The sequence below is a fragment of the Pseudomonas putida genome (genome assembly GCF_003228315.1).
GTDB lineage: Bacteria > Pseudomonadota > Gammaproteobacteria > Pseudomonadales > Pseudomonadaceae > Aquipseudomonas > Aquipseudomonas putida_S.
This window is the reverse complement of sequence record NZ_CP029693.1, coordinates 5,242,339-5,262,925: the sequence shown is the minus strand read 5'-3', so window position 1 is coordinate 5,262,925 and position 20,587 is coordinate 5,242,339. Positions and strand designations below refer to the sequence as shown.

The 20,587-nt window shown below is 59.4% G+C and carries 22 protein-coding genes and 1 tRNA gene; 9 read left to right on the top strand and 14 right to left on the bottom strand.

The annotated features are described in order from the left end of the window. Positions 1-20 precede the first annotated feature (20 nt). Together cysE and trmJ are read right to left on the bottom strand one after the other, a co-directional pair. Positions 21-797: a serine O-acetyltransferase gene (gene cysE, locus DKY63_RS24625; RefSeq protein ID WP_110966488.1), complete on the bottom strand. Its 777-nt coding sequence runs from the start codon at positions 795-797 to the stop codon at positions 21-23. 2 nt (positions 798-799) lie between these two features. Further along, complete coding sequence (gene trmJ, locus DKY63_RS24620; RefSeq protein WP_110966487.1) at positions 800-1,570, bottom strand: tRNA (cytosine(32)/uridine(32)-2'-O)-methyltransferase TrmJ; 771 nt, start codon at positions 1,568-1,570, stop codon at positions 800-802. Positions 1,571-1,716: 146 nt separating this feature from the next. On the opposite strand from trmJ, the gene suhB reads away from it, so the two are divergent. Beyond that, a complete protein-coding gene (gene suhB, locus DKY63_RS24615; protein ID WP_085724358.1) occupies positions 1,717-2,535 on the top strand; it encodes a type III secretion system regulator SuhB in 819 nt (272 codons plus the stop codon). Between the two features lie 240 nt (positions 2,536-2,775). Here the strand turns inward: suhB and DKY63_RS24610 are convergent, their stop codons facing one another. The 6 genes from DKY63_RS24610 to queA form a co-directional block, all read right to left on the bottom strand. Continuing rightward, a complete protein-coding gene (locus tag DKY63_RS24610; protein ID WP_110966486.1) occupies positions 2,776-3,327 on the bottom strand; it encodes a glycine zipper 2TM domain-containing protein in 552 nt (183 codons plus the stop codon). 119 nt (positions 3,328-3,446) lie between these two features. Next, positions 3,447-4,361: a protein translocase subunit SecF gene (gene secF, locus DKY63_RS24605; protein WP_110966485.1), complete on the bottom strand. Its 915-nt coding sequence runs from the start codon at positions 4,359-4,361 to the stop codon at positions 3,447-3,449. 9 nt (positions 4,362-4,370) lie between these two features. Next, positions 4,371-6,239, bottom strand: a complete 1,869-nt coding sequence (gene secD, locus DKY63_RS24600; protein WP_110966484.1) for a protein translocase subunit SecD — start codon at positions 6,237-6,239, stop codon at positions 4,371-4,373. A 65-nt stretch (positions 6,240-6,304) separates the two neighbouring features. Beyond that, on the bottom strand, positions 6,305-6,643 hold the full coding sequence (gene yajC, locus DKY63_RS24595) for a preprotein translocase subunit YajC (protein WP_110966483.1): 339 nt from the start codon (positions 6,641-6,643) through the stop codon (positions 6,305-6,307). Positions 6,644-6,686: 43 nt separating this feature from the next. Next, complete coding sequence (tgt, locus tag DKY63_RS24590) at positions 6,687-7,802, bottom strand: tRNA guanosine(34) transglycosylase Tgt (RefSeq protein ID WP_162634923.1); 1,116 nt, start codon at positions 7,800-7,802, stop codon at positions 6,687-6,689. A 14-nt stretch (positions 7,803-7,816) separates the two neighbouring features. After that, positions 7,817-8,866 carry a tRNA preQ1(34) S-adenosylmethionine ribosyltransferase-isomerase QueA gene (gene queA, locus DKY63_RS24585; RefSeq protein WP_110966481.1) on the bottom strand — a complete coding sequence of 350 codons (1,050 nt, stop codon included), beginning with the start codon at positions 8,864-8,866 and terminating at the stop codon, positions 7,817-7,819. 105 nt (positions 8,867-8,971) lie between these two features. On the opposite strand from queA, the gene DKY63_RS24580 reads away from it, so the two are divergent. From DKY63_RS24580 to DKY63_RS24570, 3 genes are all read left to right on the top strand, one after another. Beyond that, positions 8,972-9,056, top strand: a tRNA-Leu gene (locus tag DKY63_RS24580). Positions 9,057-9,207: 151 nt separating this feature from the next. Further along, the gene (locus DKY63_RS24575; RefSeq protein ID WP_110966480.1) at positions 9,208-9,537 is read left to right on the top strand and encodes a hypothetical protein; all 330 of its coding nucleotides are present in this window, start codon (positions 9,208-9,210) and stop codon (positions 9,535-9,537) included. 84 nt (positions 9,538-9,621) lie between these two features. Then, entirely contained in the window at positions 9,622-9,987 is a 366-nt protein-coding gene (locus tag DKY63_RS24570; RefSeq protein WP_110966479.1) for a hypothetical protein, read from the top strand. 120 nt (positions 9,988-10,107) lie between these two features. Here DKY63_RS24570 and DKY63_RS24565 read toward each other — a convergent pair whose 3' ends face one another. Beyond that, positions 10,108-10,476, bottom strand: a complete 369-nt coding sequence (locus DKY63_RS24565; protein WP_077048026.1) for a PH domain-containing protein — start codon at positions 10,474-10,476, stop codon at positions 10,108-10,110. Between the two features lie 34 nt (positions 10,477-10,510). After that, positions 10,511-11,257 (bottom strand): hypothetical protein, encoded by a 747-nt coding sequence (locus DKY63_RS24560; protein WP_110966478.1) that lies wholly within the window; start codon positions 11,255-11,257, stop codon positions 10,511-10,513. Positions 11,258-11,378: 121 nt separating this feature from the next. On the opposite strand from DKY63_RS24560, the gene DKY63_RS24555 reads away from it, so the two are divergent. After that, positions 11,379-11,852 carry a sn-glycerol-3-phosphate transporter gene (locus tag DKY63_RS24555; RefSeq protein WP_110966477.1) on the top strand — a complete coding sequence of 158 codons (474 nt, stop codon included), beginning with the start codon at positions 11,379-11,381 and terminating at the stop codon, positions 11,850-11,852. A 215-nt stretch (positions 11,853-12,067) separates the two neighbouring features. Here DKY63_RS24555 and DKY63_RS24550 read toward each other — a convergent pair whose 3' ends face one another. The 3 genes from DKY63_RS24550 to DKY63_RS24540 form a co-directional block, all read right to left on the bottom strand. After that, complete coding sequence (locus DKY63_RS24550) at positions 12,068-12,388, bottom strand: isochorismate lyase (RefSeq protein WP_110966476.1); 321 nt, start codon at positions 12,386-12,388, stop codon at positions 12,068-12,070. A gap of 173 nt (positions 12,389-12,561) precedes the next feature. Next, positions 12,562-12,948: a hypothetical protein gene (locus DKY63_RS24545; RefSeq protein WP_110966475.1), complete on the bottom strand. Its 387-nt coding sequence runs from the start codon at positions 12,946-12,948 to the stop codon at positions 12,562-12,564. Then, positions 12,945-14,351 (bottom strand): PAAR domain-containing protein, encoded by a 1,407-nt coding sequence (locus DKY63_RS24540; RefSeq protein ID WP_110966474.1) that lies wholly within the window; start codon positions 14,349-14,351, stop codon positions 12,945-12,947. The genes DKY63_RS24545 and DKY63_RS24540 overlap by 4 nt, the downstream gene beginning before the upstream one ends. 635 nt (positions 14,352-14,986) lie before the next feature. Between DKY63_RS24540 and DKY63_RS24535 the strand changes: the two genes are divergently transcribed. Genes DKY63_RS24535 through DKY63_RS24520 form a run of 4 tightly spaced genes read left to right on the top strand, consistent with a single transcriptional unit; the run spans position 14,987 to position 20,110 of the window. Further along, entirely contained in the window at positions 14,987-15,463 is a 477-nt protein-coding gene (locus DKY63_RS24535) for a formate dehydrogenase subunit gamma (protein ID WP_110966473.1), read from the top strand. Further along, entirely contained in the window at positions 15,463-17,019 is a 1,557-nt protein-coding gene (locus DKY63_RS24530) for a formate dehydrogenase beta subunit (RefSeq protein WP_110966472.1), read from the top strand. Before DKY63_RS24535 ends, DKY63_RS24530 begins: the two co-directional genes overlap by 1 nt. Beyond that, the gene (gene fdhF / locus DKY63_RS24525) at positions 17,016-19,892 is read left to right on the top strand and encodes a formate dehydrogenase subunit alpha (RefSeq protein ID WP_110966471.1); all 2,877 of its coding nucleotides are present in this window, start codon (positions 17,016-17,018) and stop codon (positions 19,890-19,892) included. The genes DKY63_RS24530 and fdhF overlap by 4 nt, the downstream gene beginning before the upstream one ends. After that, positions 19,889-20,110 (top strand): formate dehydrogenase subunit delta, encoded by a 222-nt coding sequence (locus DKY63_RS24520; protein ID WP_110966470.1) that lies wholly within the window; start codon positions 19,889-19,891, stop codon positions 20,108-20,110. The genes fdhF and DKY63_RS24520 overlap by 4 nt, the downstream gene beginning before the upstream one ends. A 120-nt stretch (positions 20,111-20,230) precedes the next feature. Here the strand turns inward: DKY63_RS24520 and DKY63_RS24515 are convergent, their stop codons facing one another. Then, positions 20,231-20,572 (bottom strand): potassium channel family protein, encoded by a 342-nt coding sequence (locus DKY63_RS24515; RefSeq protein WP_110966469.1) that lies wholly within the window; start codon positions 20,570-20,572, stop codon positions 20,231-20,233. Between the last annotated feature and the right edge of the window lie 15 nt (positions 20,573-20,587).

Below are 20,587 nucleotides of genomic sequence, written 5' to 3'. Positions count from 1 at the left end.
TGCGACCCCTTGCAACGGGATCAGCCGGCCTTGGATTGGTCTTTGTCTTTTACGCAGGCGAAGTCTTCTTCGCGCAGTTCAGGCAGGTCTTTCGCACAGTAATTACTGCCCAGATCCTTCAGCGCCCCGCACATCCCCTCCAGACGCCCGTCAACGGCCTGCAGGTGATCGAGCAACTGGTTGATGGCACGCGCCACCGGGTCCGGCATGTCTTCGCTGACGCCGTAGGCATCGAAGCCGATCTTCTCGGCCATCGCCTTGCGCTTGGCATCCTGTTCCTCATCGGGCTTGACGATAATCCGCCCAGGAATGCCAACCACTGTCGCACCGGCCGGCACCGCCTTGGTCACCACCGCATTGGAACCGACCTTGGCCCCGGCACCCACGGTGAACGGACCGAGCACCTTGGCGCCGGCCCCGACCACCACGCCATCTTCAAGGGTCGGGTGACGCTTGCCCTTGTTCCAGCTGGTGCCACCCAGGGTCACGCCCTGATAAATGGTCACGTCATCGCCGATTTCGGCGGTTTCACCGATGACGATACCCATGCCATGGTCAATAAAGAAGCGCCGCCCCACCTTGGCCCCCGGATGAATCTCGATCCCGGTCAGCCAGCGACCGAAGTTCGACACCAGCCGCGCCAGCCATTTCAGGTCCGCCCGCCACAAGACCGAGGACAAGCGGTGGATCCAGATGGCATGCATGCCCGGGTAGCAGGTCAGGACTTCAAATGCATTGCGCGCCGCCGGGTCTCGATGGAAAACGCTCTGGATATCTTCACGCAAACGCTCGAACATCATTAATCCTTCCGCTTAAGAAGCTCACCACGGGCCGCTTTCTGGGTTTCCGTGAGGATGCCACGCAAAATATTCATTTCCGCCCGGCTGACCGAGCTGCGTCCGTACAACCGGCGCAGGCGCGCCATCAAGTGCCGTGGCTTTTCCGGATCGAGGAATTCGATGGCCACCAGGGTCTGCTCCAGGTGCTCATAGAATCGCTCCAACTCATCCATGGTCGCCAGCTCCATGCTTTTGACCGATGCCACTTCGTCCTTTTCGACCTTGCTCGGCTGGCCTTGGGCCGCGAGCCAGGACATGCGCACTTCATAGCTCAACACCTGCACCGCCGCTCCCAGATTCAGCGAACTGAATTCGGGATCGGATGGGATGTGCACGTGATAGTGACATCGCTGCAGCTCTTCGTTGGTCAGGCCGGAGTCTTCGCGACCGAACACCAGCGCGATCTCGGCGCCCTGCCCGGCTTCCTCGACCACTTTCGCACCGCATTCGCGCGGATCGAGCAGCGGCCAGGGAATCCGCCGGTCGCGGGCACTGGTGCCCAGCACCAGGTTGCAGCCGACCAAGGCATCCTCCAAGGTGGCGACGACTTGCGCTTTTTCAAGGATGTCCCCGGCACCGGATGCGCGGGCGTCCGCCTCGTGATGCGGGAACAGGCGAGGTTCGACCAGCACCAGCCGCGACAGCCCCATGTTTTTCATGGCGCGCGCAGTCCCGCCGATATTGCCCGGATGGCTGGTATTGACCAGGACGACACGAATGTTTTGCAGCAAGGGAGGCGCTCTCGAACATATAGATGGGGAGCAGAATCTTACAGCTCAAACTACCGTTAAGCCATGAAAGCGAACGTCGTCCTTCTCCTGTAGAAACTTTCTGATAGAATGCTCGGCTTTCTTTAACAACCTTAGGTGACACATCCATGCAGCCCATGCTGAATATCGCGCTGCGCGCCGCCCGCGCCGCCAGTGAATTGATCTTCCGCTCCATCGAGCGCCTGGACACCATCAAGGTCGACGAAAAAGACGCCAAGGATTACGTATCCGAGGTGGATCGCGCCGCCGAACAGAAAATCATCGACGCCCTGCGCAAGGCGTACCCGAACCACTCGATCATGGGTGAAGAAACCGGCCTGCACGCCGGCACCGGGATCGAAGGCGAAGAATACCTGTGGATCATCGACCCACTGGACGGCACCACCAACTTCCTGCGCGGCATCCCTCATTTCGCTGTCAGCATCGCCTGCAAATACCGTGGTCGCCTGGAACACGCCGTTGTACTGGACCCGGTTCGCCAGGAAGAATTCACCGCCAGCCGTGGCCGTGGCGCCCAACTGAACGGTCGTCGCCTGCGCGTCAGCGGCCGCACCAGCCTGGACGGCGCCCTGCTGGGTACCGGCTTCCCGTTCCGCGATGACCAGATGGACAACCTCGACAACTACCTGGGCATGTTCCGCGCCCTGGTTGGCCAGACCGCCGGCATCCGCCGCGCCGGCTCCGCCAGCCTAGACCTGGCCTACGTGGCCGCCGGTCGTTTCGACGCCTTCTGGGAGTCGGGTCTGTCCGAGTGGGACATGGCAGCAGGCGCCCTGCTGATTCAGGAAGCAGGCGGCCTGGTGAGCGACTTCACTGGCGGTCATGACTTCCTCGAAAAAGGTCACGTCGTTGCCGGCAACACCAAATGCTTCAAGGCAGTACTGACGGCGATTCAGCCGCACCTGCCGGCTTCGTTGAAGCGCTAAGCGTCCAGCGACAGATAAAAGCACCCTTCGGGGTGCTTTTTTTATGCCCATCGAAATCACCGCCGCCCCTGTAGGAGCGAGCCTGCTCGCGATGGTCGTCAACGATAACGCTGGACGCCTGACACCCCGCGGCGCTCTAGAGCCCATCGCGAGCAGGCTCGCTCCTACAGGAGGCCCTTAAATCCCCGGGCACAAAAAAGCACCCCGCAGGGTGCTTCTTTTTGCATCGGTTTCAGCAGATCACTGCCCCTGCTGATTCTGCGACAGGATCAGCCGACCCTCTTTATCCACAGGAATCTGATTCCCCGGATCGCGATCCATTCGCACCTTCCCCTCTTTACCGTCCAGCGAGTACCGCACGTCGTAACCCACTACCTTGTCACTGATGTCATTCACCGTATTACAACGGGTCTGAGTCGTCGTGTAGGTGTCACGCTCCTGCATGCCCTCCTGAACCTTGTTACCGGCATAACCACCACCGACTGCGCCTGCAACCGTGGCAATTTTCTTGCCGGTGCCGCCGCCGATCTGGTTACCCAGCAGACCACCTGCCAGTGCACCCACCACCGTACCGGCGATCTGGTGTTGATCTTTCACCGGCGCTTGCCGGGTAACGGTTACATCCTTGCACACTTCACGTGGAGTCTTGATTTGTGTCTTGACCGGCTCAACGGCGAGCACTTGCGCATACTCAGGGCCGCTTTTCTTAACCAGGCTGTAGGTGGCCAAAGCACCCCCGGCAGTCACACCGACAGCACCCAGTACAGCACCAACCAGCATCGACTTGTTCACATGAACCTCCTGACCATCTCATGCGGGATAAACCCGCGCTTCTCCCAGCCTTGGAGCATAAAAAAAGGCGCGAGTTCAACTCGCGCCTTTTTGGACTACGGCAGTGAGGGAAATTTCACTCAAGGACGGTCGTCGACTTCCTTCTCGGTATTCGCCGGAGGAATGAGGTCTTCAGTGCTCAGGTTCAGCCAGATCAGCACCACGTTGGCGATGTAGATCGACGAGTAAGTACCCGCCAATACACCCACCAGCAGCGCCAGGGAGAAGCCGTGCAGGTTGTCGCCGCCAAAGAACAGCAGCGCGGCAATGGCCAGCAACGTGGACACCGAGGTCGCGATGGTCCGCAGCAGGGTCTGAGTGGTCGAGATGTTGATGTTCTCGATCAGGCTGGCCTTGCGCAGCACGCGGAAGTTCTCACGAACCCGGTCGAATACCACGATGGTGTCGTTGAGCGAGTAACCGATGATCGCCAGCACCGCCGCCAGCACCGTCAGGTCGAAGGTGATCTGGAAGAACGACAGGATACCGACGGTCACGATCACGTCGTGGATCAAGGACACGATCGCACCGACAGCGAATTTCCACTGAAAGCGGAACGCCAGGTAGATCAGGATACCGCCCAGCGCCATCAGCATGCCGAGGCCGCCCTGGTCGCGCAGCTCTTCACCGACCTGCGGGCCAACGAACTCGACGCGCTTGACCGTCGCCGGGTTCTCGCCGCCGACCTTCTGCAGCGCTTCAGCTACTTGATGACCCAGTTGCGGATCCTCACCCGGCATACGCACCAGCAAATCGGTGGTTGCACCGAAGTTCTGCACGATGGCCTCGTGATAACCCGCAGTCACCAGTTGCTCACGCACCTTGGTGACGTCGGCCGGACGCTCGTAGGTCAGCTCGATGAGCGTACCGCCGGTGAAGTCCAGGCCCCAGTTCATGCCCTTGTGGAACACACTGAACAGCGCCAGTGCGGTCAGGAACAATGTGACGCCGAACGCGAAGTTGCGAACGCCCATGAAGTTGATTGTACGTAACATGGCAGCCCCTTAAATCCACAACTTCTTGAAGTCACGACCGCCGAAGATCAGGTTGACCATCGCGCGGGTGACCATGATGGCCGTGAACATCGAAGTCAGAACCCCGAGGGACATGGTTACGGCAAAGCCCTTGACCGGACCGGTACCCATGGCGAACAGGATGCCGCCCACCAGCAAGGTGGTCAGGTTGGCGTCGAGAATCGCGGTGAATGCCCGGCTGAAGCCTTCGTTGATGGCCCGCTGCACGGTCATGCCCGCGGCGATCTCTTCACGAATCCGCGAGAAGATCAGTACGTTGGCGTCGACCGCCATACCCATGGTCAACACGATACCGGCGATACCCGGCAGGGTTAGCGTTGCACCCAGCAGCGACATCAGGGCCAGCAGCATCACCATGTTCACAGCCAGCGCGACGGTGGCGATGATGCCGAAGAAGCGGTAGATGGCGATGATGAATAGCGAGACGAACAGCATGCCCCACAGCGATGCATCGATACCCTTGGTGATGTTGTCCGCACCCAGGCTCGGGCCGATGGTGCGTTCTTCAGCAAAGTACATCGGCGCGGCCAGACCACCGGCACGCAGCAGCAGCGCCAGTTCGGAGGACTCGCCCTGGCCGTTCAGGCCAGTGATGCGGAACTGGGCACCCAGTGGCGACTGAATGGTCGCCAGGCTGATGATCTTCTTCTCTTCTTTAAACGACTGCACCGGAACGTCTTTTTCGACGCCATCGACCACTTGCTTGGTGTAAGTGGTGACCGGACGCTGTTCAATGAAGATCACCGCCATGCTGCGACCCACGTTCGAACGGGTTGCACGGCTCATCAGCTCGCCGCCGTGGCCGTCCAGACGAATGTTCACTTCCGGCGTGCCGTGCTCGCCGAAGCCAGCCTTGGCGTCAGTCACCTGGTCACCGGTGATGATCAGGCCACGCTCGATGAGTGCCGGAGGACGCTTGCCTTCACGGAACTCGAATTCCTCGGAAGTGGCTTTCGAAGCACCAGGCTCAGCTGCCAGACGGAACTCCAGGTTGGCCGTCTTGCCGAGGATACGCTTGGCTTCTGCGGTGTCCTGCACGCCCGGCAGCTCAACCACGATGCGGTTGGCGCCCTGACGCTGGACGATCGGTTCGGCAACACCCAGCTCGTTGACGCGGTTACGTACCGTGGTCAAGTTCTGCTTGATGGAGTATTCACGGATTTCCGCCAGCTTGGCCGGGGTCATCGCCAGACGCAGCACCGGTTGACCGTTCAGGTCGGCCGGAACAATGTCGAAATCGTTGAAGTTCTTGCGTACCAGTGCACGGGCCTGTTCGCGGGTCGCTTCATCGGTGAAGCCCAGCTGAATGGCACCATTGAGTTGCGGCAGGCTGCGATAGCGCACTTTCTCTTTGCGCAGCAGGCTCTTGACGTCGCCTTCGTAGACTTTCAGGCGTGCATCGAGGGCTTTTTCCATGTCCACTTCCAGCAGGAAGTGCACACCACCGGACAAGTCCAGACCCAGCTTCATCGGGTGCGCAGCGACGTTACGCAGCCATTGCGGGGTGGTTTGTGCCAGGTTCAGCGCGACGACGTAGTCATCACCCAACGCCTTGCGCACAACGTCCTTGGCAGGCAACTGGTCTTCAGCCTTGACCAGGCGAACCAGACCGCCCTTGCCACCGGCCGTCAGCGAAGTCGCCTTGACGTTGATCCCGGAGTCCTTGAGCGCAGTGCTCACGCGATCCAGATCAGCCTGAGTGACCGCCAACGCAGTACTTGCGCCACTGACCTGAATGGCCGGGTCATCGGGATAGAGATTGGGAGCGGAATAAATCAGACCGATCGCCAGCACCGCCAGGATCAGAATGTATTTCCACAGAGGATATTTGTTCAGCATCACGCCGCCCGTTTATGACGCGGGGCGCCTTGCGCGCCCCGTCGATTGAGAATGAAGTTGAAACTTTAGATCGCTTTGAGCGTGCCTTTTGGCAGCGTGGCGGCGATAGCGCCTTTCTGGAACTTCATTTCGACGGTGTCGGACACTTCCAGCACCACGAAATCATCGGCAACTTTGGTGATCTTGCCGGCAATACCGCCGGTGGTCACAACTTCGTCACCCTTTTGCAGGCTGCTCAGCAGGTTCTTCTGCTCTTTGGCGCGCTTGGCCTGTGGGCGCCAGATCATCAGGTAGAAAATGACCAGGAAGCCGACCAGGAAAATCCACTCAAAACCGCCACCCATAGGGGCTGCAGCTGCCGGCGCAGCACCGTCTGCCATGGCATTAGAGATAAAAAAGCTCATTTAGCACTCCAGTTGCAAATGTTGAATCTTGGGGTCAGAAAACTCAGTCCAAGGGCGGAACAGGCAACCCGCGCTTGGCGTAGAAGGCATCGACAAAGGCGGCCAATGTACCCTGTTGAATAGCCTCGCGCAAACCAGCCATAAGCACTTGATAATGGCGCAAGTTATGGATGGTATTGAGCATGCTTCCCAGCATTTCGCCGCACTTGTCCAGGTGATGCAGATAAGCGCGGGAGAAGTTCTGGCAGGTATAGCAATCGCAGGTCGGATCCAGCGGCGAATCATCATGGCGATGGAACGCGTTACGGATCTTGATCACGCCTGTATCAATGAACAGATGCCCATTGCGGGCATTACGGGTTGGCATCACGCAATCGAACATGTCCACACCGCGGCGCACACCCTCCACCAGATCTTCCGGTTTGCCAACGCCCATAAGGTAACGAGGTTTGTCAGCCGGCATCTGGGCCGGCAGATAATCCAGCACCTTGATCATTTCATGCTTGGGCTCGCCCACCGACAGACCGCCAATGGCCAGGCCGTCGAAGCCGATCTTGTCCAGGCCTTCCAGGGAGCGCATGCGCAGGTCCTGGTGCATGCCACCCTGAACGATGCCGAACAGCGCCGCCGTGTTGTCGGCATGGGCGTTCTTCGAGCGCTGGGCCCAACGCAACGACAACTCCATGGATACGCGGGCGACGTCTTCGTCGGCCGGGTACGGCGTGCATTCGTCGAAAATCATCACGATGTCGGAGCCCAGGTCACGCTGGACCTGCATCGACTCTTCCGGCCCCATGAACACTTTTGCGCCATCAACCGGAGAAGCGAAGGTCACGCCCTCCTCCTTGATCTTGCGCATGGCGCCCAGGCTGAACACCTGGAAACCGCCGGAGTCGGTCAGGATCGGGCCTTTCCACTGCATGAAATCGTGCAGGTCGCCGTGCTTCTTGATCACTTCCATGCCCGGGCGCAGCCACAGGTGGAAGGTGTTGCCCAGAATGATTTCAGCGCCAATCGCCTCGATATCCCGCGGCAGCATGCCCTTGACCGTGCCATAGGTACCGACCGGCATGAAAGCCGGGGTCTCGACGGTGCCACGGGGGAAGGTCAAACGACCGCGACGAGCCTTGCCATCGGTGGCCAAAAGCTCAAAAGACATACGACATTGGCGACTCATTCTGTTTCCTCTGGGCCACGTGGTGCGGGGTTACGGGTGATAAACATCGCATCACCGTAGCTGAAAAAGCGGTATTCGTTGTCGACCGCGGCTTTATAGGCGGCCATCGTTTCCGGGTAACCGGCGAACGCCGAAACCAGCATCAACAGCGTGGATTCGGGCAAATGGAAGTTGGTCACCAGGGCATCGACCACATGAAAAGGCCGGCCCGGGTAGATAAAGATGTCGGTATCGCCACTGAACGGCTTGAGCACGCCATCGCGGGCGGCGCTTTCCAGGGAACGCACGCTGGTGGTCCCCACCGCCACCACCCGACCGCCGCGCGCGCGACAGGCGGCAACCGCATCCACCACGTCCTGGCCGACTTCCAGCCATTCGCTGTGCATGTGGTGGTCTTCGATCTTCTCCACGCGCACCGGCTGGAAGGTGCCAGCGCCAACGTGCAAGGTCACGAACGCGGTCTCGACGCCCTTGGCGGCAATCGCCTCCATCAGCACCTGATCGAAATGCAGCCCCGCCGTCGGCGCCGCCACCGCGCCCAAACGCTGGGCGTAGACGGTCTGGTAGCGCTCACGATCGGCGCCTTCATCCGGGCGGTCTATATAAGGAGGCAATGGCATGTGCCCGACGCGGTCGAGCAGCGGCAAGACTTCTTCAGCGAACCCCAATTCGAACAGCGCATCGTGACGCGCCAGCATCTCGGCCTCGCCACCGCCATCGATCAGGATCTTCGACCCAGGCTTGGGCGACTTGCTGGAACGCACATGGGCCAGCACGCGATGACTGTCCAGCACCCGCTCCACCAGAATTTCCAGCTTGCCGCCGGAAGCCTTCTGGCCAAACAGCCGCGCCGGAATCACCCGGGTATTGTTGAACACCATCAAATCGCCCGGGCGCAAATGCTCAAGCAAATCAGTGAATTGACGGTGTGCCAGGGCGCCGCTGACCCCATCCAGGGTCAACAGGCGACTACCGCGACGCTCGGCCAGTGGATGGCGGGCGATCAGCGAATCAGGGAGCTCGAAAGTAAAGTCAGCAACGCGCATGATGGGGTTCGTCTAGCAGGGCCGGGAAGTCTAGCGGAATTATCAAAAATTCTCCATGTACCTGATTGACCAGCGGTTATCTCATCTTTATACTCCGCGGCCATTGCCCTGATGGCGGAATTGGTAGACGCGGCGGATTCAAAATCCGTTTTCGAAAGGAGTGGGAGTTCGAGTCTCCCTCGGGGCACCAAAATTAAGAAAGGTCTTGCTTAGCAAGGCCTTTTTTTTCGTCCACAGAAAAGCCCCCGGCACCCCACCGACCTGTGGGAGCTGGCTTGCCAGCGATGCTTTTTGATTTCTCAGCCCCTCGGTCAGTCAGACACTCATCAAGGACTCCCCCCATGGAATCACAACTGGAAACCATCGCCCTCTTCTCCCTGAAACTGGCTTATGAAACGGAAGGTTCAAGCCCGATCTTGCGCGATGACCTGGTGATGGGCGATTACCAGCGGGATGTGTTTGAGTTGCTGGTGCGGCGGGGGGATGTTGAGGGAATTCAGATGAAATTGGGTGAGTGTGTGGGGTTGGCGCTGGAGGCTGTTGGGGGTGTGGATAAGCCGTTGGGGCGGGAGTTGCGGAAATTGGCAGAAGAATTTGCTGGCACTCAGGCAATGGAACAGCTTGATACCCCACTCATCGCGCTCAAGAACTATCTGAAAGACATCCAGTAAAGGCAGGTGGTCTTAAAGGCCGGATTGCCCGATAGTCGGAACAATCCTGGACTCAGCGGCAGGTCCTCAAGGAAGGAATCAACAATGCTCTTCGACTGGCTGGTTATTTACGGTGGGTGGATTGGGATGTGGGTTTTGGTGGTGCGGCATCGGGGTACCACGAACTTGTGGCTGGCTAATCTGGCGGGTTTCGTGGCCGGTTTTATTGTCGCCATGGCGGTGGAGATGCTGACTCGCTCCGCCGCGGGCATTGGCTCTCCCGAGGCACCCTTCATGCTGTACTCGATCATGGCCGGGTTGGGGACGTTGGTTGGCACCTGGATGTGGCTCATTGCCAGGCTGGAGCAGCCGGAAGATCTGTTTCTGCGCCATCTTTTTGCCGGGGGTGTCAGTGTTTTTACGGGGTCGGTTGCACTCGGGCTGATGTGGTCGAATTTGGTTCCTGGGTGAGTACAGTCGGGTTGAGGTTGGCAGGGCTGGCGCTATCGCGAGCAGGCTCGCTCCTACAGGGGATGTGGCCAACTGGCGAGGGTTGTAAGCCCCGGGTTTCGGGGCTTTTGAGCATACGGGTCAGAGCAGATGCTGTGAAATCAGCTTCGAAATTTCCACCATCGACGTCTTGCCGGTGAATTCGAACTTCACCTTCCCCAACGACGAGAAGTAAATCTCCAGCTCCGAATCCAGATCAAACGTCCCGGACGTTTCCACCGAGTACGCCACGATGTTTTTGTACGGCAACGAAGTGAAGTCTTTTTTGCTGCCGGTGATGCCCTGTACGTTCACCGAGATGATGCGTTTGTTGGTGAACACCACGCCGTCGCGCATGGATTTGTAGGAGTCGATGACGTGTTCGCCGTCGATCAGCAGAGCGGAAACGCGTTCGGCGTATTCGTCGTTCTGCTTGAGTTTGAAGAAGCCTTTGTTGTTGAAGTCGATCATCTGTCCATCCTTTGCCGAAGAAAAATCCTGCGGGTTACTTCAGCACCTTTACGACTTGAGTGTCGATGAGAAATCCATCAGGCCCGGCCAATTTCTTCCACCCCACGTACTGAAAAGTCTCTTGCTCATCAATGAAGTCGCCTCGCTCCACCATTTCACCGCCCAGCACGGCGACGTGCTTATACACGCCACAGCTGCCATCCGAGCGATGGACGGTGTAGATCACATAGGGTTTGGCGTAATACGCGGCGCGGAAATGGCGGCCGCAACCGAAATCGACCTTGATCATCAAGGTCTTCAAATTCTCTTCGCCATCCAGCTCGGCGTGCTGGTCCAGGGCCCCGATTTCGCCGACGTCGCTGAAGCCCAGTGAGCGAGCACGCTTGTATTCCGCAGAGTTCAGGTGTTCGGTCTGGTTTTTTTGCAATTGCTGAGCTATTTCCTCGTTGTATTCATCACTCCCCTTGGCCGCTATGTCTTGCACTTGGGGCATGAGGCTTTCACAGCGGGCGTATTCGGGCGAGTCGAGGCTTGGCTGGGCGAGGTTTTTGCGATGTACCCTAATGGTTCGCAGCTGGCTCTCGATATAGGGCAAGGCCTCCTTGGCCGTCTTGCGCCCGCTCTCGACATCGGTCACTGCCAGCTGTAAATACCGGCAATCGGAGAGGTAGGTCTTCCAGGCGTATTCCGGGGTTTCATCCCAGTCGGCGAACGCCGGTGTCGTCACTAAGGCGAAAGTGATCGCGCAAAACAGACGCGAGGCTGGAGCGAGCGTGAGCATGTGTAGTCCATTACAAAGATGATGAAGTGGCGCGACGCTACTACCTTGCCATTTCGCTGTCCACTGGCGTTTCCCACACACCTATCTAAGGTCATAAGGTCATTTGACGAGGGATCAAAAAATGATCAGGGCAGCACTCACCGGCATCACCTGCTTTACCGTCGGACTCTCTGTGTTCGCGGCGGACGGTGAGGAAAAGGACGGTTATTGGTATCTGCAAACCAGCGCCTATACCAAGCACTGGACCCACGACCCCGAACACAACAACCATCAGGAACTGGTCGGTGTCGAGCGCGTCTACGGCGACGGTTTGTTGTGGGGGGCGGCCACTTTCAAGAACTCGTTCTACCAGCGTTCGTATTACGCCTACCTGGGCAAGGTCTGGGAGCATGAGCGCTACCCGCTATACGTCAAGCTGAGCGGCGGGCTTATCGAGGGTTACAAAGGCAAGTACGACGACAAAATCCCCCTGAACCATTTTGGCGTCGCCCCCGTCGTCATTCCCTCGTTCGGTGCCCACTGGGGACCGGTGGCAGCGGAGTTCGTCGTGCTTGGAGGGGCTGCCGGGATGATCAATGTGGGGTTACGGTTCTAAGTTCGAGGCTGGCGTAGGGCGGTGAGCTTGGCCTGAGTGGGTACAGGCATTGCAAATGCTGCAAGACATTCAGCATTGGTGCTGTTTAGGTTGGCGCTTTCACTAGTAAGTTGCTCCCACTGGCTTTTGTACCCCTTTCCTCTCACCGGTTTTCCCGCCGGCCAGCGTTAGCCAAGTCCGTTTCCAGCCCATGACGGACAGCCCGGGCACTCGAGTCAGGTGCTGGATTGATGAGCCACCCAGTGTTTCATTTCTTCTTCAATGAAGTGGTTCACCAGGTCACTGTACATTTTCTCGATTGCGTCCGGGCTCAACCCTTCAGCCTCGGCCCACTCGCGTCGTGTCGCCAACATGGCCTTGAAACGCTCCGGACCACGCACCGAAGTCATTGAGGTCTTGTACTTCGAGGCAGCCAGTACGTATCGAAAACGCTTGCCCAACAGTTTGATTACCGCCTGATCAAGGGCATCGATTTCGCGTCGAATATCCTCCATTCCTGCAAACTCTTCGGGCTGCAACTGATTGATTTCGGTCATGTACGTAATTCCGTTTACTGAAAAAATTGCAAGCGTTGGAAGAATTGTCGGCACACTTACTTCGATGAGTGATACAGCCTGAACCCCATAAAATTAGCTATCAAAACAAAGGGAACGGATTTGCTATTGAGGTTTGCTCAATAATTAATATATCCCCTTTGTCTTGCCCATTTTTATTGTTTGAGTACTCCGGACTCCCACAACGCAACGAGCAGTGCTAAAGCAGCGAACTGCCCTATAGCGCACCACATGAGTGCTTTGAGCATGCGCCTGAGCAAAAGAGGAAAGTTCGCTATATCTTCAGTACTGGCGATACCATGTTTCACAAAAAATCGCGGAAATGTAACGGCGCTACAGGCTGAACCTACCAACTGCAGTTTCCCCCAAGGTCCAGCGTGTATACGCGTAGCGATGGTTATGACAGAAGAACTGTTCTTGAAAGAGTTCAGCAGCACGTCAGTTTTTGTGTAGCCGAGATATAGTGCAATCGCAAGCCAGATAAACATGCTGATCAGCACGACTCCACATAAACTGCCAACGACCAGTTCCGCAGTAGTCATTTCAAATTCTCATAAACAACTTCCCCAATGATTTCACCCCCCTTCTCGCCAAGCATGCTGCCCGCATAAGAGCCACCGCCTACCGCGAGGATGCTACACGCCAACATTCCGATACCAGCGGTAGGTACGCCAAGCCCGATACAAAGACTGCTAACTGCAGATGCAGTCAGTATTGAACCCGCCACGGCACCACCACCGATCCCCCCAGCAAAACTCCCCGTCTCGGTAAATCTGATTCGCTCGCAAGCTTCAGTATTCCCGGCGGCACATACATCCTGAACCTTCAACGCAGACGCCCCGCCGCCGATAGCCGTACCTAGCCAACCGCCATACTGGACATACTTGGTAGCCTTCGCCACACCTTCAAGGTGGGTTGCATACCCCGGAATCTTCCCCGCAGGACTGGCGTTGGTCCACAGATGGACCAGGCTTTGACTGGAGATGCTCAGCGCTTTTTTCAGGTTGATATGGTCGGGGAAGCCAATTCCCTTGCGGGTCAGTGCCGTCATGTGGCTGTTCAGTTGGGCGAGCAAGAGCTGGCGTTCTGCAAAGAACGTCGGTGAGCGAAGGTGGCCATCTCGTTCCAGCGTCTTCTGATGCAATGCCTCGATGTCCCTCAAGGCATTGCCTACGTTATCCAGATTGTTTTTGAAAATGCTCGCACCGACGCCGATAGCGTTCGAGCCCAACGCCAGAAAAGTCTGGATTTCATCGCGGTGACGAACCATGAAATCCGCTTCCTCCGAGCTGAGCGTTTCGATGATCTGGTTGGTCTTGGCCGCCACTTCCATGAGCAGGGCTTCTTGCCGGGTGCATTGGTGATGATTGGGATCACCGAGCACGATCATCGAACCAGCTTTGACATCGCCCAGATTGGGATTGAGCAGCTTGAATTTGCCCATCACCGCCGGGTCGCGCAGGGTGAACAGATTCGCTTCGAGTTGTTCGCGGGTAGTACTTCGGGGAACGACGTAAAAACCGGGCTCCTGGGCTGAGGTGGTGAACGGTGTTGGCGTCGGGTTGGTCCGCGGGGTCGCGAGTGAGGATGGCGATGGTTCCGGGTTGCTCATGGCCCGGGCAGACGGCTGTCTGGCGGTCTGTGCGGCATAGGGTGCAGCGCTTCGGCTGGATTCATACGATCCGTTGAAATTCGATGCTTTCAGGGTCGCCTTGCAAGGGCAACCGCTGTAACTGTCCAGCGTGCCGGCGACCAATCGTCCATGACTTTCCATGTAGGAAATGCCGCCCTGGATCCTGTAGGTCTGGCCGTCCACGCCGCAGGTGACGGGATCACCTTCGCGCGCATGGGCGAGGCCATACATGATGACGCCGTCATGACCATCCTTGACCTCGCCACCGCACGAGGTCTTGTCGCCCACACGGATAAAATGCCCTTCATTCATTTCTTGAACTCCCTGTCTATTGGCGTCCCCGTGGGGCGCAGCCATAAACGGTGCGCTGCACCGACTCAGGATTGAGTTGGCCGCACGCACGGTACTGGGGCCAAGAGGCAATTCAAGGCGACGGAGAACAGTTCAGACGATTCCTACGCGTGCTTCGGAAAAGTAGAAGGATATTGATGATGTTTTTTCTTCGAGAGGCGATTGGGTTGGCTTTGTGCCTGGCGACAACATGCTCGCGAAAAGGGAGTGTCAGTCGACGAATATGCTGCCTGAAACTCCGCCATCGCGAGCAGCTCGCTCCTACAGAAGGTTACGGCTGTCTGGCAGAAATTACGTAACAGTCTCTAACAACACCATCTCCCACCACACTCTTCTAGACTCAATAGAGAGTCGTAGACAGAACCAAACACGTCGCTTTGGTGCGGGTTAATAAAAGCCCCCGTGGCAATCTGCGCTTTATGCCCTTTATAGAGGTGCGGCGAAGACCGCATCGGGCACAACAAGATGCCCACTCAGGGCACCCTGGCCACCGGCCTGAAATTGCCACGATACCGTGACGTGGTGTGAGTGCCGCAGCCGACACTTTCGGACAACCGACGACCTTCTGGTATGTCCGTGACCGTGAGGATTGCTGAATGCCTGATGTTGAGTTGCACCTGCCTGTGATCAACACGCTGCTGGAGCGCCATAAGGGTACTCCCGGTGCGCTGTTGCCCATTCTTCATGATATTCAGGAGCGCATCGGCTACGTCCCCGATGCCGCCGTCCCCGAGATTGCCCATGCGCTGAACCTCAGTCAGGCCGAGGTGCGCGGGGTGATCAGCTTCTACCACGACTTCCGTACCGCGCCGCCGGCCCGCCATATTCTGCGGTTGTGCCGCGCCGAGTCGTGCCAGAGCCGTGGGGCCGAGCAGTTGGCGGCGCAATTGCGCGATCGACTGCAATTGGATGACCACGGCAGCAGCGCCGATGGCAGCATCAGTTTGCGCCCTGTTTATTGCCTCGGTGCCTGTGCTTGTTCGCCGGCACTGGAGCTGGATGGTCGGGTGCATGCGCGGCTCAGTGCCGAGCGGCTGGATGCCTTGCTCGATGCTTGCAGGGAGGACGCGTGATGCCGACTCTCTATTTGCCCTGTGATTCGCTGGCCCGTGCCGTGGGGGCCGATGAGGTGTCCACCGCCCTGATCACTCAGGCCAAGGCACGCAATCTGCCGTTGGAGCTACAGCGCACCAGCTCGCGCGGCCTGTACTGGCTGGAACCGTTGCTGGAAGTGGATAGCCCGCAAGGCCGGATCGGCTTTGGCCCGTTGACCGCAGACGATGTGCCGTCCGTACTCGAAGCCCTCCAAAACCCGACAGCACATCCCCTGGCCCTGGGCCTCGTGGAAGAGCTGCCGTATCTCAAATCCCAACAACGCCTGCTGTTCGCCCGCGCCGGCATCACCCGGCCGCTGTCGCTGGACGACTACCGCGCCCACGGCGGTTTCGAGGGTCTGAAAAGAGCGATCACCGTTGGCGGCGAGCAGACCGCCACAGAAGTATTCGACTCCGGCCTGCGCGGCCGTGGCGGCGCAGCCTTCCCCGCCGGGATCAAATGGCGCACGGTGCGCGGCACCCAAGCGGCGCAAAAGTACATCGTGTGCAACGCCGACGAAGGCGACTCCGGCACCTTCGCCGACCGCATGCTGATGGAAGGCGACCCCTTCCTGCTGATCGAAGGCATGGCCATTGCCGGGCTCTGCACCGGCGCCACCTTCGGCTACATCTATGTACGTTCGGAATATCCGGATGCCGTGGCCACCCTGCGCCAAGCGCTGAATATCGCTCGTGAAGCCGGTTATCTGGGCGCCAATGTCGGCGGCAGCGGCCAGGCCTTCGACATGGAAGTCCGCGTCGGCGCCGGCGCGTACATCTGCGGTGAAGAAACCGCGCTACTGGATTCGCTGGAAGGCAAACGCGGCATCGTCCGCGCCAAGCCGCCGATTCCCGCGCTGCAAGGCCTGTTCGGCCAGCCAACGCTGGTGCACAACGTACTGACCCTGGCCTCGGTCCCACTGATTCTGGCCAAGGGCGCACAGTTCTACCGCGACTACGGCATGGGCCGTTCCTTGGGCACCATGCCTTTCCAACTGGCCGGAAACATCCGCCACGGCGGCCTGGTGGAACGGGCCTTTGGCCTGACCCTGCGCGAACTGGTGGAAGACTACGGCGGCGGCACCGCCAGTGGTCGTCCCTTGAAGGCCGCACAAGTTGGCGGGCCGCTGGGCGCCTGGGTGCCGCCTTCGCAATTCGATACGCCACTGGATTACGAAGCCTTCGCCGCCATGGGCGCGATGCTCGGCCACGGCGGCGTAGTGGTGGCTGACGACAGCCTCGACATGGCCCACATGGCACGCTTTGCCATGCAGTTCTGCGCCGAAGAATCCTGCGGCAAATGCACGCCTTGCCGGATCGGCTCGACCCGTGGCGTGGAGGTAATCGACCGCCTGCTGGCCGCGCCCGACCAGAGCGCTCGCGACGAGCAGGTGATCATCCTCAAGGACCTGTGCGACACGCTGCAATACGGCTCGCTCTGCGCCTTGGGCGGCATGACCTCCTATCCGGTCGCCAGCGCCCTCAAACATTTCCCCGCCGACTTCGGTCTGCAAGCCTCGGAGGCCGAACAATGATCACGCTCTTCGACCCGAAAACCGATATCGATCTTGGAACACCCGAGCGCCACAGCGAGGTGCAAATCACCCTGACCATCGACGGTCGCAGCATGAGCGTGCCCGAAGGCACCTCGGTGATGCGCGCCGCCGCGCTGATGGGTACCACCATCCCGAAACTCTGCGCCACCGACAGCCTGGAAGCCTTCGGCTCCTGCCGCATGTGCCTGGTGGAGATCGACGGCATGCGCGGCTACCCCGCGTCCTGCACCACGCCTGTCACTGAAGGCATGACCGTGCACACCCAAACGCCCAAGCTCGCGACCCTGCGCCGCAACGTGATGGAGCTGTATATCTCCGATCACCCGCTGGACTGCCTGACCTGCTCGGCCAACGGCAACTGCGAGCTGCAAACCGTGGCCGGTCAGGTCGGCCTGCGGGAAGTACGTTACGGTTATGAAGGCGAAAACCATCTGGCCGATGTGAAGGACACATCCAACCCCTACTTCGACTACGACCCGAGCAAGTGCATCGTCTGCAACCGCTGCGTGCGCGCCTGCGAAGAAACCCAGGGCACCTTCGCCCTGACCATCACCGGGCGTGGTTTTGAATCCCGTGTGTCGGCGGCCGGTGGCGAGAACTTTCTCGAGTCGGAATGCGTGTCCTGCGGCGCCTGCGTGCAGGCCTGCCCTACCGCGACCCTGATGGAAAAAAACGTGGTCGAAATGGGCCAGCCCGAACACGCCGTGATCACCACCTGCGCCTATTGCGGCGTGGGCTGCTCGTTCCGCGCCGAGATGAAAGGCGACCAGCTTGTGCGCATGGTTCCGGACAAGAACGGCCAGGCCAACCACGGCCACTCCTGCGTCAAGGGCCGTTTCGCCTGGGGCTACGCCACCCACCCGGATCGCATCACCAAGCCGATGATCCGCCAGCACATCAACGACCCGTGGCAGGAAGTCAGCTGGGATGAAGCGGTGACCTACGCCGCCAGCGAATTCCGCCGTCTGCAACAAAAATACGGTCGCGATTCCATCGGCGGCATCACTTCCAGCCGTTGCACCAACGAAGAAACCTATCTGGTGCAGAAACTGGTGCGCGCCGCGTTTGGCAACAACAACGTCGACACCTGCGCGCGGGTCTGTCACTCGCCGACCGGCTATGGCTTGAAGCAGACGTTGGGCGAGTCCGCCGGCACCCAGAGTTTCGATTCGGTGATGCAGGCCGACGTGATCCTGGTGATGGGCGCCAACCCGAGCGATGCGCACCCGGTGTTTGCCTCGCAACTCAAGCGCCGCCTGCGTGAAGGTGCGCGCCTGATCGTCATCGATCCACGACGCATCGATCTGGTGGACTCGGTGCACGCCCGCGCCGAATATCACCTGGCCCTGCGCCCCGGCACCAACGTCGCCATGCTCAATGCACTGGCCCACACCATCATCACCGAAGGGCTGCAAGACCAGGCCTTTATCGACGCCCGTTGCGAGAATGTCGATTTCGCCCGCTGGAGCGAATTCGTCAGCCGCGCGGACAACTCGCCGGAAGTGATTGGCCCGATCTGCGGCGTACCGGCGGCCGACATCCGCGCCGCCGCGCGCCTGTACGCCACCGGCGGCAACGCGGCGATCTACTATGGCCTGGGTGTCACCGAACACAGCCAGGGCAGCACCTCGGTGATGGGCATCGCCAACCTCGCCATGGCCACCGGCAACATCGGCCGCGAAGGCGTGGGCGTGAACCCGCTGCGGGGGCAGAACAATGTGCAGGGTTCCTGCGACATGGGCTCCTTCCCCCACGAACTGCCCGGCTATCGGCACATCTCCAACGAAACGGTCCGCGCGCAATTTGAACAGGCGTGGAACGTCACCCTGCAACCCGATCCCGGCCTGCGCATTCCCAACATGTTCGAGTCGGCGCTGGCCGGCAGCTTCAAGGGCCTGTACTGCCAGGGCGAAGACATCGCACAAAGCGACCCGAACACCCAGCACGTCACCGCGGCCCTGTCGGCCATGGAATGCGTGGTGGTGCAGGACATCTTCCTCAACGAAACCGCCAAGTTCGCCCACGTGTTCCTGCCGGGCGCTTCGTTCCTGGAAAAGGACGGCACCTTCACCAACGCCGAGCGCCGTATCTCGCGGGTGCGCAAGGTGATGGACCCGCTGGGCGGCAAGGCCGACTGGGAAGGTACGGTGGCGCTGGCCAATGCCCTGGGCTACCGGATGGACTACAAACATCCGTCGGAAATCATGGATGAGATCGCCCGCCTGACGCCGACCTTCACCAATGTCAGCTATGCGGAACTGGAGCGTCACGGAAGCCTGCAATGGCCGTGCAACGCCAATGCGCCGGACGGCACGCCGACCATGCACATCGAGCAGTTCGTGCGCGGCAAGGGGCGCTTCATGCTCACCGGTTACGTGCCCACCGAAGAGAAGGTCAACAGCCGTTATCCACTGCTGCTGACCACCGGGCGCATCCTCAGCCAGTACAACGTCGGCGCCCAGACCCGGCGCACCGACAACGTCGCCTGGCACGACGAGGACCGCCTGGAAATTCACCCGACCGACGCCGAAAGCCGTGGCATCAACGAAGGCGATTGGGTCGGCATCGGCAGCCGCGCCGGCCAGACCGTGCTGCGCGCGCGGGTCACCGAACGGGTGGCACCGGGCGTGGTGTACACCACCTTCCACTTCCCCGAATCGGGGGCCAACGTGATCACCACCGACAACTCCGACTGGGCTACCAACTGTCCGGAGTACAAGGTCACCGCCGTGGAAGTCAGCCGCGTGTATCACCCGTCGGAATGGCAAAAACGCTTCCAGGCATTCACCGAGGAACAGCATCGTCTGCTCAAGGAACGCGCCCGTGGCGATAAGGCGGAGGTACGCCGATGAGCACTGAGAACCTGATCAAGATGGCCAACCAGATCGCCCAGTACTTCGCCAGCGAGCCGGACCGGCAACTGGCGGTGCAGGGTGTGCGCAACCATCTGCAGATGTACTGGACGCCGGGCATGCGCAAGGAATTGCTGGCCTGGCAGACGGAGCATTCAGGGGCTGAAATGCACCCACTGGCGCAAGAAGCGGTCAGCGGGGCCGGCTGGGAAGCCTGACACCGCCCCCCCTGTAGGAGCGAGCATGCTCGCGATGGACGTCAACGATAACGCGGGCTGTCTGGATACCCGCGTTACATGAACTTGCATCGCGAGCATGCTCGCTCCTACAGGGATCGGTTACTTGTCCTCGCCCGTCACCCGCACCGCCGTCTCGATCGCCCGCACGCTGATCGCCGCAAAAATCGCCGTCAGCAACACACCATTGAATCCAAGCAATATCGCCAACACCCGCGACAACGGCAGCTTCGGCACCAGTTCGCCATAGCCAATGGTCAATCCCGTCACGAAGCCAAAGTAGATACCGTCAAACGCATCCCAGCCCTCCAGATAACTGATGATCAACCCCACCGTTACGATGACGATCACCATCGTGGAAAAGATCGGCCAGGCCAGTCGAAGATAGAAGCCGACGGCTTTGTAGAACTCTCGACGGATGTTCGACACTTGGGCGCGCTTCATGTCATGGCTTCCTGG